This is a genomic window from Pseudarthrobacter adonitolis, assembly GCF_055412845.1.
In genome coordinates this window covers 49,930-65,782 of record NZ_JBVAYW010000010.1, presented here as the reverse complement: position 1 = coordinate 65,782, position 15,853 = coordinate 49,930, and the positions used below count along the sequence as shown (strand labels likewise).

General features: G+C 65.7%; 13 protein-coding genes and 1 tRNA gene. 8 read left to right on the top strand and 6 right to left on the bottom strand.

Translation table 11 applies throughout. The features are described from left to right. Positions 1 to 193: 193 nt before the first annotated feature. Positions 194 to 871: a Crp/Fnr family transcriptional regulator gene (locus ACZYZ4_RS12080; RefSeq protein WP_011693220.1), complete on the top strand. Its 678-nt coding sequence runs from the start codon at positions 194 to 196 to the stop codon at positions 869 to 871. Positions 872 to 1,182: 311 nt separating this feature from the next. On the opposite strand, the gene ACZYZ4_RS12075 is transcribed toward ACZYZ4_RS12080, so the two are convergent. From ACZYZ4_RS12075 to sp36, 3 genes are read right to left on the bottom strand one after another with little or no spacing between them, the layout of a single operon-like run. Further along, positions 1,183 to 2,094, bottom strand: coding sequence for an NUDIX hydrolase (locus ACZYZ4_RS12075; protein ID WP_463861140.1), 912 nt, complete (start codon positions 2,092 to 2,094; stop codon positions 1,183 to 1,185). Between the two features lie 17 nt (positions 2,095 to 2,111). Then, positions 2,112 to 2,669, bottom strand: a complete 558-nt coding sequence (locus tag ACZYZ4_RS12070; RefSeq protein ID WP_463861138.1) for a RidA family protein — start codon at positions 2,667 to 2,669, stop codon at positions 2,112 to 2,114. A gap of 2 nt (positions 2,670 to 2,671) precedes the next feature. Further along, a complete protein-coding gene (sp36, locus tag ACZYZ4_RS12065) occupies positions 2,672 to 2,827 on the bottom strand; it encodes a Sp36 family protein (RefSeq protein WP_099093395.1) in 156 nt (51 codons plus the stop codon). Positions 2,828 to 2,864: 37 nt separating this feature from the next. Here sp36 and ACZYZ4_RS12060 point away from each other — a divergent pair, with 37 nt between their 5' ends. From ACZYZ4_RS12060 to ACZYZ4_RS12040, 5 genes are all read left to right on the top strand, one after another. Next, positions 2,865 to 5,135 (top strand): transglycosylase domain-containing protein, encoded by a 2,271-nt coding sequence (locus ACZYZ4_RS12060; RefSeq protein ID WP_463861136.1) that lies wholly within the window; start codon positions 2,865 to 2,867, stop codon positions 5,133 to 5,135. A gap of 5 nt (positions 5,136 to 5,140) precedes the next feature. Next, positions 5,141 to 6,088, top strand: a complete 948-nt coding sequence (locus ACZYZ4_RS12055; RefSeq protein ID WP_463861134.1) for a metallophosphoesterase — start codon at positions 5,141 to 5,143, stop codon at positions 6,086 to 6,088. An 81-nt stretch (positions 6,089 to 6,169) separates the two neighbouring features. Continuing rightward, positions 6,170 to 7,990 carry an ABC transporter ATP-binding protein gene (locus tag ACZYZ4_RS12050; protein WP_463861132.1) on the top strand — a complete coding sequence of 607 codons (1,821 nt, stop codon included), beginning with the start codon at positions 6,170 to 6,172 and terminating at the stop codon, positions 7,988 to 7,990. Then, a complete protein-coding gene (locus tag ACZYZ4_RS12045) occupies positions 7,987 to 9,900 on the top strand; it encodes an ABC transporter ATP-binding protein (RefSeq protein WP_463861130.1) in 1,914 nt (637 codons plus the stop codon). Before ACZYZ4_RS12050 ends, ACZYZ4_RS12045 begins: the two co-directional genes overlap by 4 nt. Positions 9,901 to 10,005: 105 nt before the next feature. After that, positions 10,006 to 10,082, top strand: a tRNA-Pro gene (locus ACZYZ4_RS12040). A 149-nt stretch (positions 10,083 to 10,231) separates the two neighbouring features. Here ACZYZ4_RS12040 and ACZYZ4_RS12035 read toward each other — a convergent pair. Then, positions 10,232 to 10,441 carry a hypothetical protein gene (locus ACZYZ4_RS12035; RefSeq protein ID WP_463861129.1) on the bottom strand — a complete coding sequence of 70 codons (210 nt, stop codon included), beginning with the start codon at positions 10,439 to 10,441 and terminating at the stop codon, positions 10,232 to 10,234. Between the two features lie 132 nt (positions 10,442 to 10,573). Between ACZYZ4_RS12035 and ACZYZ4_RS12030 the strand changes: the two genes are divergently transcribed. Continuing rightward, positions 10,574 to 11,848 carry a helix-turn-helix domain-containing protein gene (locus ACZYZ4_RS12030; RefSeq protein ID WP_463861127.1) on the top strand — a complete coding sequence of 425 codons (1,275 nt, stop codon included), beginning with the start codon at positions 10,574 to 10,576 and terminating at the stop codon, positions 11,846 to 11,848. A 39-nt stretch (positions 11,849 to 11,887) separates the two neighbouring features. On the opposite strand, the gene ACZYZ4_RS12025 is transcribed toward ACZYZ4_RS12030, so the two are convergent. Beyond that, a complete protein-coding gene (locus ACZYZ4_RS12025; RefSeq protein WP_463861126.1) occupies positions 11,888 to 12,841 on the bottom strand; it encodes a phosphoribosylaminoimidazolesuccinocarboxamide synthase in 954 nt (317 codons plus the stop codon). A 1-nt stretch (position 12,842) separates the two neighbouring features. Continuing rightward, entirely contained in the window at positions 12,843 to 14,177 is a 1,335-nt protein-coding gene (gene purD / locus ACZYZ4_RS12020; RefSeq protein WP_463861222.1) for a phosphoribosylamine--glycine ligase, read from the bottom strand. A 90-nt stretch (positions 14,178 to 14,267) separates the two neighbouring features. On the opposite strand from purD, the gene ACZYZ4_RS12015 reads away from it, so the two are divergent. Further along, a complete protein-coding gene (locus ACZYZ4_RS12015) occupies positions 14,268 to 15,845 on the top strand; it encodes a molybdopterin-dependent oxidoreductase (RefSeq protein ID WP_463861124.1) in 1,578 nt (525 codons plus the stop codon). Positions 15,846 to 15,853: the final 8 nt, after the last annotated feature.

The following is a 15,853-nucleotide window of genomic DNA, read 5'->3' as shown; positions in this document are numbered from 1 at the left end:
TCCCACCCATTCGGGCCAGGTTCGCATCAGGTTCGGTCATCAAAATCACACCCCGTGCCCGGCCCGGCACCGGATGGTGCCCGTATTACACACTGTCAGCGACGTTTCCGCTGCCAAGTACGTCACAGAACCTTAAAAATTCTGAAACAATGGCAAAAGCGCCACAGCCGACACTTTTTATTCAGGAGATTTCATGGACATCGAGGTACTGCGCCGAGCACCCCTATTTGCCACGCTCGACGACGAAGCATTCCGACTGCTGACGGACGAGCTGACCGAGGTGGATCTCTCCCGCGGTGCATCGGTATTCCGCGAGGGCGACCAGGGCGACCAGCTCTACTTCATCGTCTCCGGCAAGGTGAAGCTGGGCCGCACGTCCCCCGATGGCAGGGAGTCCCTGCTCGCCATCCTGGGGCCGGGTGAACTGTTCGGCGAAATGGCACTCTTTGATCCCAGCCCCCGCACGGCCACGGCAACGGCTGTCTCCGAAACCCGCCTGGCTGGCCTGAAGAACGAAAGCCTCAATGCCCTGCTGCGGACGCGCCCCGAGGTTTCGGCGCAGCTGCTGCAGGCCCTGGCCCGTCGCCTGCGCCGCACCAACGATTCGCTCTCGGACCTGGTGTTCTCCGACGTCCCCGGCCGCGTGGCCAAGGCCCTGCTGGACCTGGCCGACCGCTTCGGCCGCCCGGCCACGGACGGCGTCCTGGTAGCCCACGAGCTCACCCAGGAAGAGCTGGCCCAGCTGGTGGGCGCCTCCCGCGAGACGGTCAACAAGGCCCTGGCAGAGTTCGTCCAGCGCGGCTGGCTCCGCCTCGAAGCCCGTGCCGTAGTGATCCTGGACATGCAGCGCCTCCGCCAGCGCTCCCGCTAGTCCCAGTTGCGTCCGGCCCGAGGCCGGCGTCCTCCGCGTGCTGCTCCTTCGTCGCTCTGACGCACGCTTCCGGATGCCGGACCTCGGGCCTTTTGCGTTAGGGCAGCGGACTGCGTGGCGGACACGAGCTGGGCGGCGGTCTTTCGCCTAGGAGCGCATCGCGGCTCATCGGGAACTGGAGGTCGCCCAGCGACCAAAGGTTTCCCTATGCGCCGTAGGCGTCGTCCCGAGGGCCCCGACGCGAGCTTGCGAGCGTTGGGAAGGGACCTACGCGCTAAGCGACGGCGAAAGGGCGTTGGACAGCGGACAGACTAGCGCTCGCGCTGGGGGTCGCCGGCTACGGTTTTGGCGGCCTCGACTTCGAGCAAAAGCGTGCCCTCTTCTTCGACGAGCCGTGCCTGATACACGTGGGGTTTGCGCTTGTAGCTGAGGTAGGCGATGCAGCCGTTCGCGGCGGCCATCTTCTCCATCATGATCTCCGAGCCCGGCACCAGGAGCTGGCCGAGGCTGAGGCCCATGGTGCTCTCCTGGCCCACTTCATCGCCCAGGGCAGTGGTGCTGCGCGTTGCGATGGTCTGGGTTGCGCACACCCAGCGGCCCCAGACGCCTTTGCCCTCCAGCAGGCTGGGCTGCTGGTTCATGGGGACGGTGGCCGCGAAATAGCGGGTGTCGAAACGGCGGTGCGCGAAGTCCGGGCTGCGCCAGTTGACGAGCGGCTTCAGCAGGTCCGTCCGCAGCGAGAGTCCCCGCTTCGCGAGCAGCTCCGTGAAGGTCTTCTCCTGGTCGGCGACGGCCACGCGCGCACGCATCCAGTCGTGCGTTGACGTCCCTTCCACCGTGGTGGACATGTCCGGCCCGGCCAGGAGCACGCCGGTTTCCTCAAACAGTTCGCGGATGGCGCCAACCACGTGGCGGCGCGCCAGCCCGACGTCGTCCGTCCCCATCTGCTCAGCCCAATGCTGGGGTGAGGGGCCCAGCCAGCCGACGGCGTCGTCGTCGGACGCCTCCAGGGAACCTCCGGGGAACGCGAGGACGCCCAGCGGCGAGGAGCCGGGCCGGTATCCCAGCCACGTCTCCAGGCCGGTGGGCGAGTCCCGCAGAAGCACCACGGACGATGCGTAGCTGGCGGCACGCGGGGTCCGCTCGCCGTGTTCGAGCCAGCTTTGGGCAGCCCCTTCAAGATCCGGAGGAAGGGCAAACAAGCGTCGGGCGAGCTGAGGCAATTGAGTGAACCGGGTCCTTAGCTGAATTCAGCGATCAGTTCGACTTCTACGGGAGAGTCGAGCGGAAGAACCGACACGCCGACGGCGGAGCGGGCGTGCCTGCCTGCGTCACCAAAGACTTGGCCGAGGAGCTCGGACGCACCGTTGATGACGCCAGGCTGTCCGGTGAAGGCCGGATCGGAGGACACGAAGCCCACCACCTTGACGATGCGGGTGATGCGGTCCAGATCGCCGATGACGCTCTTGATGGCCGCCAGCGCGTTGATGGCGCAGACAGCCGCGTAGGCCTTGGCGTCCGCCGGCGACACGGTGGGCTCGTCGGAGGCTCCCTCTGTGCCGGTGGAGACCTTGCCGGTTGCTTCGAGTTTGCCGTTAATAAACGGCAGCTGGCCGGAGGTGTAAACATGGCTGCCGGTGATGACGGCCGGCACGTAGGCGGCTACGGGAGCGGCCACCTCGGGAAGGGTCAGGCCCAGCTCGGCGAGGCGCTGCTCGACGGCGGAAACCGGGGCTGAATCAGACGCGTTTTCCGGCGTGGATACAGGGCCGGACGTGGTCTCTGCGGGGGTGCTCATTGCTACTGCTTCTCCCTCTTGAGGTAGGCAACCAGACCGTTGCCGTCCGGTCCGGTGATTACCTGGACGAGCTCCCAGCCGTCCTCTCCCCACTGGTCCAGAATCTGCTTCGTGGCGTGAATAATGAGCGGAATCGTCGCGTACTCCCATTTGGTCATGAGCTAAAGACTAGTCGTTGCCGGTAAAGTGGAAAACATGGTGACTCGTAAGAACCCCATTTTCGACACGGCCACTACCCTCGGAAAGATTTTTGGTTTCCTTGGTGTGAGCGCGATTTGTGGTGTCCTGGTGGCGGGCCTGCTTGTCCCGGCCGCGGCCGTTTCCGGCAGCACGGCAAGCGGTTCGATCGAGTTCTTCGATACGCTCCCGGCAGAGCTGCAGGTTGACCCGCCCAGCCAGTCCACCCGGATCCTCGCCGCGGACGGCAGCCTGATCGCGAACCTCTACGAGGAAAACCGGACCAAGGTTGCCCTCGACCAGATCTCGCCGTTCATGAAGGAAGCCATCCTCGCTGTCGAGGACAGCCGGTTCTACGAGCATGGTGGTGTGGACACCACCGGCATCCTCCGCGCCATGGTTAGCACGGCCCGTGGCAACAAACAGGGTGCCTCAACCATCACCCAGCAGTACGTGAACAACGTGCTCAACGCCAACCTCGCTGCCGAGGGAAACACTGACGACATCAAGCTCAACGGTGTTAACAAGGGCGTGGGAGACAAGCTTCGCGAAATGAAGCTCGCGATCGCCCTGGAGAAGGAGTTCTCCAAGGAGCAGATCCTCGAGGGTTACCTCAACATCGTTTTCTTCAACCGCGACGCTTACGGCATCGAGGCCGCGTCCAAATTCTTCTTCAGCACCACGGCCAAGGATCTGACCCTCCCGCAGGCAGCACTCCTGGCTGGCCTCGTGAACAGCCCGTCGGCGTTTGACCCCATCACCAACCCGGACAACGCCAAACAGCGCCGCGACCTGGTGCTGGGGCTCATGCTGGACCAGGGAAAGATCACCCAGGCCGATCACGACGCCGCCGTGGCCACCCCGGTGGAGCCGAAGATCACGGAATCGCGCCAGGGCTGTGCGTATGCCACCACGGCACCATACTTCTGCAACTACGTGCTGCACCTGCTGCTGAACAACCCGGCCTACGGTGCGGACGCGAAAGAGCGCGAACAGAAGATCTTCCGCGGCGGCCTCACCATCACCACCACACTGGACGTCAACGCGCAGAACATTGCCCAGGCTGAGTCGGATGCGGCCGCGGGCGTCAACCCTGACAACTGGGGCGCGTCCATCGTCTCCGTGCAGCCCAACACCGGCAAGATCCTGAACATGGCGCAAAACACTTCGTTCCTGCCCACCGAAGGCAAGTTCAACCAGACGCAGAACTTCAACGTGGACAAGCTGGACAAGGACGGCAACGACCTCAACGGCCTGGGCGGATTCCAGCCCGGTTCCACCATGAAGCCCTTCACGTTCGCCCAATGGCTGAACGAGGGCAAGTCCATGAACACCAACATCAACGCCGCCACGCGCAGGTACGCACCGACCTTCCCGTGGCGAAACACGTGCCCTGCGCCCACCGACGGCTTTTACGACGCCAGGATTGCCGGCAGCTTCGACCTGCAGAACTCCGACGAAGGTTACTACCGGAACATGACGGTCCTGTACGGCCTGATGAACTCAATCAACACGGCCACCTTCGCCTCGGCGGCACAGGTTGACCTCTGCGGCATCCAGAAGATCGTGGATGCTGTAGGGATCCATGGCGGCCTTCCGGACCCGGATGGAACTCCGAATCCCCAAGTCCCTATGACGAGGCTTGGCAACCTGATCGGCTCTATCCAGACGGCCCCGCTCACCATGGCCGCGGCGTTTGCCACGTTCGCCAACGACGGCAAGTACTGCGAACCCATCGCCATCACATCCGTGACGGACCAGACCGGCGCCCAGCTTCCCGCCCAGTCCTCCAACTGCAAGGACGCCGTCAAACCCGAGGTGGCCCGCGGCGTTGCCTACGCCATGCAGCAAGTCCTGAACGCCGGTTCCGGAGCCCTCATCCAGCCGCGGCTCTCCACGAAGACCCATTTCCCGGTGGCTGCCAAAACCGGCACCAACGACACCAACGGCTCCACCTGGGTGGTCGGTTACACCACCGGCGTAGCCACCGCTGCATGGTTCGGCGACCCGCTGGGTGACCAAAAGCGCCTCGGCCGTAACTTGACGATCAACGGAAAGTTCTACGAGGCGATCGACGGCTACATGATCGCCGGTCCCATGTTCACCAAGTACATGGCCCAGGTCGCTCCGGCGTACGGCACCAATCCGTTCACGGCACCGCCCACCAGCATGGTGAACGGAACGCCGGCCCGGACCACTCCGTCCACGCCGTCAACGCAGGCCACCGCGCCTGCCCCGGCGCCGTCTGCTCCGCCGGCTTCACCCGGCAACAGCGAGAAGAAGGACTAGCCTCCATGGCAGTCAGCCCTGCATTGGCCAGCCGCGTCCGGAACATCGGGCGCGGCTTTGCCGTCACAGCTGGCGCGGGCACCGCAGCGGGTCTCGCCGCCTTCGGATACGGGCTGTGGGAGAAGAACCAGTTTGTCCTTCGCGAGGAGACGCTGCCCATCCTGCCCGCAGGCCACGCCCCCTTCCGCGTCCTGCACCTCAGCGACATCCACTTCGTCCCGGGCCAGGACACCAAGGCGCGCTGGCTTGAGTCGCTGGCGTCGCTGGAGCCGGACCTGGTGGTCAACACCGGGGACAACCTCAGCCATGTCAAGGCGGTGGAGCCCCTGCTCAAGGCACTGCGCCCGCTCCTGGAGTTTCCCGGCGTTTTCGTCCCGGGGTCCAACGACTACTACGGCCCGAGCTTCAAGAACCCCGGTTCCTACCTGCTGGGCCCGTCCAAGACCAAGCCCGAACCAATCGAACTGGACTGGCCGCGGCTGCGGTCGGGCTTCGGCATGGGCGGCTGGGTGGACCTCACAAACCGGCACCAGTCGGTGGTGCTGAAGGGGATCCGGTTCGACTTCTCCGGCGTGGACGACCCGCACTTGAACCGGGAGCGCTACGCGGGCTGGCCCCGCGGCACCCGTGACCAGGACAAGAACGCGCACCTCCGCGTTGCGGTCATCCACGCCCCCTACCAGCGGGTCCTGGACCACTTCACACAGGACGGCGCGGACCTGCTGCTGGCGGGCCACACCCACGGCGGCCAGCTCTGCATCCCCGGCTACGGCGCCCTGGTGGCCAACTGCGACCTCCCCACGTGGCGGGCCAAAGGACTCAACAACTGGGAAAGTAAGGGGCGTACGACGCCGGTCAACGTCTCGGGCGGCATCGGCACCTCCCGGTTCGCTCCCATCCGCATCGCCTGCAAACCCGAGGCTGTCCTGCTGACGCTCACCTCCCCCGAATAAGAACGTGTGAAACGGCTCACGCCATGGCATAGGGTAGTTGCTAAGGGAAACTACATTCGATTTAGAGCTTGAGAAGCGGGCATGGCCAAGCAGACCTCATTTTTCAGATCCATCAGCCGTCTTTATCCTCATGTGAGGCCGATCATCCCCCGGCTGGTGATGGGGCTACTCTGCGCACTCCTGGCCAGCCTCGTGGCGCTGACCATCCCGCAGGTGCTCCGGGTCCTCGTAAATGAGTCCCTCACACCCGGTGGCGCGTCGGACGCCGTCTGGACTGCCGCCGTCGTAATCCTGGTCCTGGGCATCGCCGAGGCGGGCCTCGTGGCCCTCCGCCGGCAATTTGTGATCAACCCGGCCACCACCGTGGAAACCCGGATGCGGGTCTCGCTGTACGGGCACCTGCAGGACCTGACCGTGTCCTTCCACGACCGCTGGGGGTCCGGCCAACTGTTGTCGCGCGCCATGACGGACCTGAACTTTCTCCGCCGCTGGATGGCGTTCGGTGCCATCATGCTGGTGGTCACCACGCTCACGGTGGTCATCGGCATTGTGGTTATGTTCTCCATGAGCTGGCAGCTGGCCCTGATCTTCCTGGCCGCCGCGGCGCCCATCATGGCCTACGGTTTCCGGTTCCGGACCCGCTTCAGCAAGGTGGCGCGGCGCAGCCAGGACCAGGCCGGCGACCTCGCCACCACGGTGGAGGAATCCGTCCACGGCATCCGCGTCCTGAAGGCCTTCGGCCGCAGCCGCGAGGCACTGGAAAACTTCAACGAGCAGGCCGAGGAACTCCGCCAGACCGAGATCGTGAAGGCGAAGCACCAGGCCACTTTCACCATGGTGGTTACCCTCCTGCCGGAACTAGCGCTCGGCGCCGGGCTGGTGGTGGGCGTGGTGCTCTGCGCCAGCGGCCAGCTGAGCATCGGCGCCCTGGTGGCGTTCTTCGCCACCGCAGCCGTCATCGCGACCCCGGTGGAATTCTCCGGCATGCTGCTGGCCATGGCACTCACCGCCAAATCCGCCGTCGACCGCCACTTCGAGGTCATGGATTCGGTCAACACCATCACCAGTCCCCCGGAACCCCGTACCCCCACGAAACTGCAAGGCGCGCTCAGCTTCAACAACGCCACGTTCGCGTTCGAGGACGCACCGGACAAACCCATCCTCAAAGAGATCAACCTGGACGTCCGGCCGGGCGAAACCATGGCGCTCGTGGGCATCACGGGCAGTGGCAAGAGCGCGCTGATCCAGCTGGTCCCCCGCCTGTACGACGTCACCGACGGCTCCATCACCATCGACGGCGTGGACCTGCGCGAGTTCAACGTCGACGGGCTCCGGCGCGTGGTGGGCGTCGCGTTCGAGGACACCACGCTATTCTCCAATTCCGTCCGCGACAATGTGCTCCTCGGGGCGCCGGACCGGACCGAGGAAGCCCTGGGCGAAGCCCTCGATGTGGCACAGGCGCACTTCGCGTACTCGCTGCCGGAGGGCGTGGACACACTCATCGGAGAGGAGGGCCTGAGCCTCTCCGGCGGGCAGCGGCAGCGGATTGCCCTGGCCCGGGCCATCGCCGCGCGGCCCCGGGTCCTGGTGCTGGACGACCCGCTGTCCGCCCTGGACGTGCACACCGAGGAGCTCGTGGAAACACGTCTCCGCGCGGTCCTGAAGGACACCACCACGCTGATCGTCGCGCACCGCCCGTCCACCGTGGCGCTGGCCGACCGGGTGGCGCTGCTCGAGGGCGGCCGGATCGCCGCCGTCGGAACCCACACCGAACTGCTGGCCCAGAACCCCCATTACCGCTACGTCATCGCCAGCCTGGACCAGGAACCACTGGACCTGGATTCGGAACTGTCGGAGCTTGAGGAAGAGGCAGACGCAGAGTCAAAGGACAGCATCCGATGAGCAACGCAACCTTCGGCACCGCCAATGAGGACAATACGCACCTCAGCAAGTCGGACAGCAAAACCGTACGACGGCGGTCGCTCGCCCTTTTGGCCACCCTGATCCGTCCGGTGCGGCTCAGGTTCTGGCTGACCATCGCCACCGTGGTCCTGTCCCAGGCCGCGCGTGTGGCCGGGCCGGCACTGATCGCGTTCGGCATCGACCACGCGCTTCCGGCGCTGCAGGCGGGCGACAACCTCCCGCTGGTGCTCACCGGCGTCGCCTACCTGCTCGCGGCGATCGCGACGGCGGGACTCACCGCCCTCTACGTCACCTCCACCGCGCGGCTCAGCCAGTCGATGCTGCTGGACCTGCGTGTCCGGGTCTTCCGGCACACCCAGCGCCTGAGCCTGGAGTTCCACGAGAAGTACACGTCCGGCCGGATCATTGCCCGGCAGACCTCGGACCTGGAAGCGCTGCGGGAACTCCTCGACTCCGGCGTCAGCTCCCTGGCCTCGGGCCTGCTGTTTATGGTCTTCACGGCTGTCACGGTGTTTGCCCTGGACTGGCGCAGCGGGCTGATCATGCTGGCCGCGGGCGTTCCCATGTACTTCCTGTCGCGCTGGTACCAGAAGCACTCCCAGATCGCGTTCCGCGAATCGCGCGTGGTCTCGGCCCGGCTGATTGTGCACTTTGTGGAGACCATGACCGGGATCCGCGCCGTGAAGGCCTTCCGCAAGGAAACCGAGAACGCCGGGAAGTACGGCCAACTGTCCGAGGACTACCGGCTGGTCACCGTGCGCTCCATCAACCTCAACGGCATTTTCCAGCCCGGCCTGGTGCTGATCGGCAACGTCTGCGTGGCCGTGGTGCTCCTGGTCGGCGGGTTCCGGGTCCTTGGCGGGGACCTCGCCGTGGGCGTGCTGCTGGCTCTGATCCTTTCCACCAAGCGCTTCTTCCAGCCGGTGGACCAGATGGCCATGTTCTACAACTCCTTCCAGAGCGCCCAGGCGGCTCTGGAGAAGGTGTCCGGGTTGCTGGAGGAGGTTCCCACGGTCCGCCCGCCCAAGAACCCTGTGGCGCTGCGCGATGCCCGGGGCACGATCGATTTCAAGGGTGTGGAGTTCCGCTACGGCGAGGGCCCGGTGGTCATCCCCACCATGGACCTGCACATCCCCGCCGGCCAGTCCGTTGCCCTGGTGGGGCAAACGGGCGCCGGGAAATCCACGCTAGCCAAGCTGATCGCCCGCTTCTATGACGTCTCCTCCGGCTCCCTGACGCTGGACGGAGTGGACCTGCGCAGCCTGACCACCACGGACCTGCGCCGGAACATCGTGATGGTCACCCAGGAGGCGTTCCTGTTCAGCGGTTCCGTGGCGGACAACATCGCCCTGGGCCGGCCGGAGGCAACCCGTTCGGAAATCGAGGATGCTGCGCGGGCCGTGGGCGCCCACGAGTTCATCACCGAACTCCCCGAGGGCTATGACACCGATGTCAACAAGCGCGGCGGCCGGGTGTCCTCCGGGCAACGGCAGCTGATCAGCTTCGCCCGGGCGTTCCTGGCCCGGCCGGCCGTCCTGATCCTGGACGAGGCCACCTCATCGTTGGATATCCCCTCTGAGCGGCTCGTCCAGACCGGCCTGGCGCGCCTTCTTCGGGCAACGTCCGACGCCGGCACTTCAGCAGGTGCGCCGGGCTCTGCTGGTACGGGTTCGTCTGGCGCAGGATCCGCCGCGGAGGGCTCTGCAGCTGCGGGCGGCGGCCGGACGGCGCTGATCATCGCGCACCGCCTCTCCACCGTCGAAACTGCCGACCGCGTCCTGGTGGTCCACGACGGCCGCGTGGTCGAGGACGGCACCCCCGCAGAACTCATCGGCGGTGGCGGACGCTTCGCAGACCTCCACGGCGCCTGGAAGGACTCCCTGGTCTAACCTGCACGGTCGGGCCTTCCCAGCGTTTGGGTTCCCCCCCGCGGCCGCGATTTCGCATCCGGGCCCGGCGTCGGCTATCCTTGTAAAGTTGCTTTTGCAGCGGATCGGGATGTGGCGCAGCTTGGTAGCGCGCGTCGTTCGGGACGACGAGGTCGCAGGTTCAAATCCTGTCATCCCGACCAATTGAAAGAGGGTCTCCCCCAGGGGAGGCCCTCTTTTGTATCTCCCGGCTGTCAAGTAGCCGGACAGAGAATGATCAAGTGCCCGGACAAAGAAATAGCCCCGGGGCATGATGACCATGCCCCGGGGCCGCGCCTCCTGAGAGGATTCCTTACATCGGGTCGGGCCAGTTGCCCACGTTGGTGGTGTAGGTCTTGTCCTTGTCCTTGACGGGCTTGGACATGGGATCGGGCCAGTTGCCAACGGCTACGGACACGCCGGTGGTGTCGGCGATGGAACCTGCCGACAGGACAGCCGGAGCCGCCGCGGAAAATGCCAAGGCCGCAGCGAGTACGCCAGCGGCCGCAATCTTCTTCAACATATAAGTTCCTCAATACGAGTCGGATTCGTTACAAAGTCAGCACTGTCCTTGTTGACATACATTGTAAAATGTTTTCCACAGGGACTGTCAAGCATTGAGTATAAAGACTGTCCAGAATTAGGAGGAAATCCCGTGGGCAACGGATTCGGGGAGAAGCTCCGTGCGGAGCGTCTCGAACGCGGGCTGACACAGGCTGAACTGGGCAAGGACCTGTATTCCCCCAGTTATATCTCCCTCCTCGAAACCGGCCGCCGTGAGCCGACGGCCGAAGTGATCGAGGAGCTCGCCCGCAGGCTGGAGCTGGCGCCCAAGGCGCTGGAAGCCTGGAGCCAGCCCATCACAGTCAGCGACGCCGAGTACGTCCTGGCCGGCCTCTACGCACGCCAGGCCTGGGACCTCAGGGACTATCCGCTGGCCGCCACCCACGCAGCCACCGCGGCCCAGATAGCCCTCGAGGGCAAGAACACCAGCGCGTGGTGGAACATGACCTACATGCAGGCCGAATGCCTGATCAAACAGGGCAACTGGCAGGAATGCCAAAAGATCATGCAGCACCTCCTGGAGCACCCGATGGCCACGGAATCTGCCGGCCTCGCCGTCCGTGCCCGTCAGATGCTCGCCGCTATCTGCCAGGGGCAAGGCCAGCTGAGCACTGCCGTGGAGCATGCACTGGCTGCCGTACAACTCTGCGGCCAGCTGCCCAACGGATCCACCCTGATCATCGGCGCCTACCGCGCCCTGATCGGGGCGCTGGCGGAGAGCGGCCGCCTGGACGAGGCCTGGAAATACTGCCAGGCCATGAATGACCAGATGGACGAGCACTCCATGTCCCAGCTCGCCGGCGAGGTTGCCTGGGTGATCGGCAACGTGGCCTTTATGCGGCACGATTACCCGGAGGGCATCAAGTACCACGAGCGCGCCGCCCGGATGCTGTCGCCCGCCAATGACATCGATCTGTGGGCCCGTTTCAACAAGGCCTCGGCCGCCGTCCGGCTGTCCTCCGGAATCGTAGAACCGGAAACACTTTCCAGCATCGAGCGCGCCGAGCTGGCGCTGTCCATTGTCGGCGGCAACAAGAGCGACCAGCTGGAAGTTGCGTTTATCCGCGCCCGCTGGCTGTATCTCACCGGCGACATCGTGGCTGCCATCAACAAGCTCCGGGAGATCCACGCGGACTCCGGCGAGCTGGCCAAGCACACGGCAGGGGAAGTTTCACTCCTGCTGGGCAAGTCGCTGAAAGCTGCCGGCGAGTCCGACGAAGCCCTGGTCTACCTCGAAGAAGCGCAGAAGGCCTTCAGTGCCGCGGGAGCCTCGGACCGCGTCCAGCAGGCACTTGACGCGGTCCTTGAGATCAGGCTTGCCCAGCAGCGGGCCGCAGCAGCAGCGAAAAACGCCAAGGCAAGCTAGGACCGGGCCCGGCGCGAAGCCGGGCCCGTCAAAGGTGTTCTAGGCGAACGTCCTGCCGGTGATTTTTTCGTAGGCCTCGACGTAGCGGCTGCGCGTCCGGGCCACCACGTCCTCAGGCAGCGCGGGTGGTGGCGCATCGGAGGACCGGTCCCAGCCTGATTCGGCCGACGTCAGCCAGTCACGCACATACTGCTTGTCGTAAGAAGGCTGCGCCTTGCCCGGCTCATACGTTGCCGCATCCCAGAAACGCGAGGAATCCGGCGTCAGGACCTCATCGCCGAGGGTGATGGCCCCGGACACGGCGTCGTAGCCGAACTCAACCTTGGTGTCGGCCAGGATGATGCCGCGTTCGCGCGCTATCTTCTCGGCGCCGGTGTAGATCTTGAGGGTCAGCTCGCTGAGCCGCGCGGCGATGTCGTCCCCCACCATGGCCACAACATCGTTGTAGGAGATGTTCTCGTCATGCTCGCCCACCTCGGCCTTGGCAGACGGCGTGAAGATCGCCTGTTCCAGCCGGGATCCGTCCACCAGGCCCGGCGGCAGTGGAATCTCGCAAACTGTCCCCCTGGCCTTGTACTCCAGCAGTCCGGAGCCGGTGAGGTAGCCGCGGGCAATGCATTCCACGGGGAACATGTCCAGCTTCCTGCAGATCATCGCGCGGCCTTCCACGGCCGCGGGAACGCCGTCTTCCACAGTGGTCGCCAGCACGTGGTGGACCACGTCAAGCTGGTCGAACCACCACAGGCTCAACTGCGTGAGGATGCGGCCCTTGTCCGGGATTTCGCTGGCCAGCACGTGGTCGTAGGCGCTGATGCGGTCGCTCGCCACCACCAGGACGCAGTCCTGGCCCATCCGCTGGCGGATGGCTTCATCCGCCGGTTCGTAGAGGTCTCGGACCTTGCCGGAGTAAACGTGCGTCCAGCCCGGCAAGTCCAGGGTTTCGGTGCTGAAGCCGCGGGGCTGCTGTGGTCCCTGATCGGAGTTCTCAGCCATGTTATGCCTTCGCCTTCGCCTTCGTGACAGGGAGCGATGCGGTGGCAGTTCCGGTGGCCAGGGCCGTTACCTTGATTTCGCCGCGGGCGGCCTTGCGGCCAATGTCCGTCCGGAACTGGGAACCTTCCAGCTGAACCAGCTCCACGCCGTCGTACGCCCGTTCCCGGGCCTCCACCAGGTCGCTGCCGAGAGCAACGACGGCGAGCACCCGGCCGCCGGCGGAGATCACCTTGCCGTCGTCGTCGAGCGCCGTGCCCGCGTGGATCACGTGCACGCCGTCGAGCTCATCCACCTTCTTGAGTCCTCGGATGCGGTCACCGGTACGCGGGGAGTCCGGGTAGTTTTCGGACGCAACGACGACGGCGACGGCTGTCTCCCTGGACCAGCGCAGCTCGTCTGCCTTGTCCAATTCGCCCTTAGCGGCTGCCAGCAGCAGCGCACCGAGGGGGGTTTTGAGCCGGGCCAGCACGGCCTGCGTCTCGGGGTCGCCGAAGCGGACGTTGAATTCAATGACGCGGGTGCCGCGCGTGGTCAGCGCCAGGCCAACAAACAGCACACCCACAAACGGGGTGCCGCGGTTTGCCATCTCATTGACCGTGGGCTGGGCCACCCGGTCGATGACCTCCTGGACCAGTCCGGCGGGGGCCCATTCCAGCGGGGTGTACGCACCCATGCCGCCGGTGTTGGGGCCTTCGTCGTTGTCGAAGATGCGCTTGAAATCCTGCGCCGGAGACAGCGCCACGGTGTTGCGCCCGTCGCACAGGACAAAAACGGAAACCTCGGGGCCATCGAGGAATTCCTCGATCACCACGGTGCCGGCGGCGTCGAAGCACGTCTGCGCGTGGGCCAGGGCTTCGTCGCGGTTGTTGGTAACCACTACGCCCTTGCCGGCCGCGAGGCCGTCGTCCTTCACCACGTAGGGAGCGCCGAAGGTGTCCAGGGCCGCGGCTGCTTCCTCGGCGTTTGTGGCCACCATCGCCATGGCCGTGGGGACTCCCGCTTCGGCCATGACTTCCTTGGCGTACGCCTTGGAGGCTTCCAGCTGGGCCGCGGCCTTGCTGGGGCCAAAGACCGGAATGCCGGCGTCGCGGACGGCGTCGGATACCCCGGCAGCCAGCGGCGCCTCGGGACCCACCACCACGAGGTCCACGCCGAGCTTGGCGGCCAGCGCCGCGACGGCGGCGGGATCATTCCCGTCAATGTTGTGGGTGGGGACCAGCTTGCTGATGCCGGCGTTGCCGGGAGCTGCATGGACCTCGGAAACGTTGGGGTCGGCGAGCAGGGAGCGGACAATGGCGTGTTCGCGGCCTCCAGGGCCAATGACGAGTACCTTCACAGTCTCCAAGGGTACTTTGTGCAACCGGCTGGCTCCTAAGCTGTGACCTCGCCCAGCCATCCCTGCGGCCCTCCGCAACGAATCCAAGGCATGAAGAAGCTTTTGAAGTGGCTCAAGGACCCCGCCGCAATGGCCGCGCTGGCAGGCGTGGCGGCTGCCGCCGTCGTACTCTCCGTTGCGGAACTGATCGGAGCGTTCTTTACGGCCCGGGCAACCCCGGTGATCGCGTTGGGGTCCACGTTCATCGACTTCACACCGCCGTGGATGAAGGATTTCGCCATAGCCACGTTCGGCACGAACGACAAAGCCGCGCTGTTTGTGGGGATGGGCCTGACCATTTTCCTGCTGGCCTGCGTGCTGGGTGTGGTGGCCTACCGCAAGTGGGCGCTGGGCGTGGCCGGCGTGCTGCTCATGGGCGCTGTGATCGTGGCCAGTGTGGTGACACGGGCCAGCGTGAAGCCGTTGGATGCCATCCCCACAGTGCTGGGCACCATTGCCGGGCTGGTAGTGCTGCGGCTTCTGATCGCCCCGCTCTGGCGGCTGAAGTCCTGGCCCGAGGCACCCGCCGACACGGGCGCCGAGGAACCTGACCGGCCCGCCACCAGCCGCCGCCGCTTCTTCGCCGCCGCCGGGATCACGGTGATCGGCGCCGGAATCGCGGCCACGGGCGGACGCCTGCTCAGTGCCGCCCGCAGCAACATCGCCAAGGCACGCGAGGCCCTGCAGCTGCCCACCCCGGCAAGGGCCGCCGCGGCCGTGCCCGCCGGCGTCCAGTCCCCCGCTGCCGGCGTCACTCCCTGGATCACGCCCAACGGCGACTTCTACCGGATCGACACCGCCCTCAGCGTCCCCGAAATCAACGCCAATGACTGGGAGCTCCGCGTGCACGGGCTGGTGGAGGAGGAAATCCGCCTCACGTTCCAAGACCTGCTCGACGCCGATCTCATCGAATCGCACGTGACCCTCACCTGCGTTTCCAATCCCGTGGGCGGCAACCTCGCCGGGAACGCGCGCTGGCTCGGCCTCCCCCTTCGCGAGGTCCTCAAGCGGGCACGTCCCAAGGACGGCGCGGACATGGTGCTGTCGACGTCGATCGACGGCTTCAGCGCCTCCACGCCGTTGGAGGTCCTGCAGGATGACCGCGACGCCATGCTGGCGATCGGCATGAACGGCGAGCCGCTGCCGCTGGAGCACGGCTATCCGGTGCGCATGGTGGTGCCCGGGCTGTACGGTTTTGTCTCCGCCACCAAGTGGGTAGTGGACCTGGAAGTGACACGGTTCGCGGACAGCCAGGCCTACTGGACCCAGCGCGGCTGGTCAGAGCGCGGCCCCATCAAGACCATGGCCCGGGTGGAGGTCCCGAAGTCCTTCGCCAAGGTGCCCGCCGGCCGGGTGGCGATCGGCGGCACGGCATGGGCGCAGACCCGCGGCATCACCAAGGTGGAAGTCCAGATCGACAACAACCCCTGGGCCGAGGCCGTCCTGTCCACCGAGGCGTCCCTCATCACGTGGCGCCAGTGGTCCTTCGACTGGGAAGCCACACCCGGACCGCACTACATCAAGGTCCGCGCCACCGACGGAACAGGCGAGGTCCAGACCGATCAGCGGGCCGATCCGGTACCCGACGGCGCCTCCGGCTGGCAGTCCGTCATGGTCACCGTGGAGTAGCCCGGCAT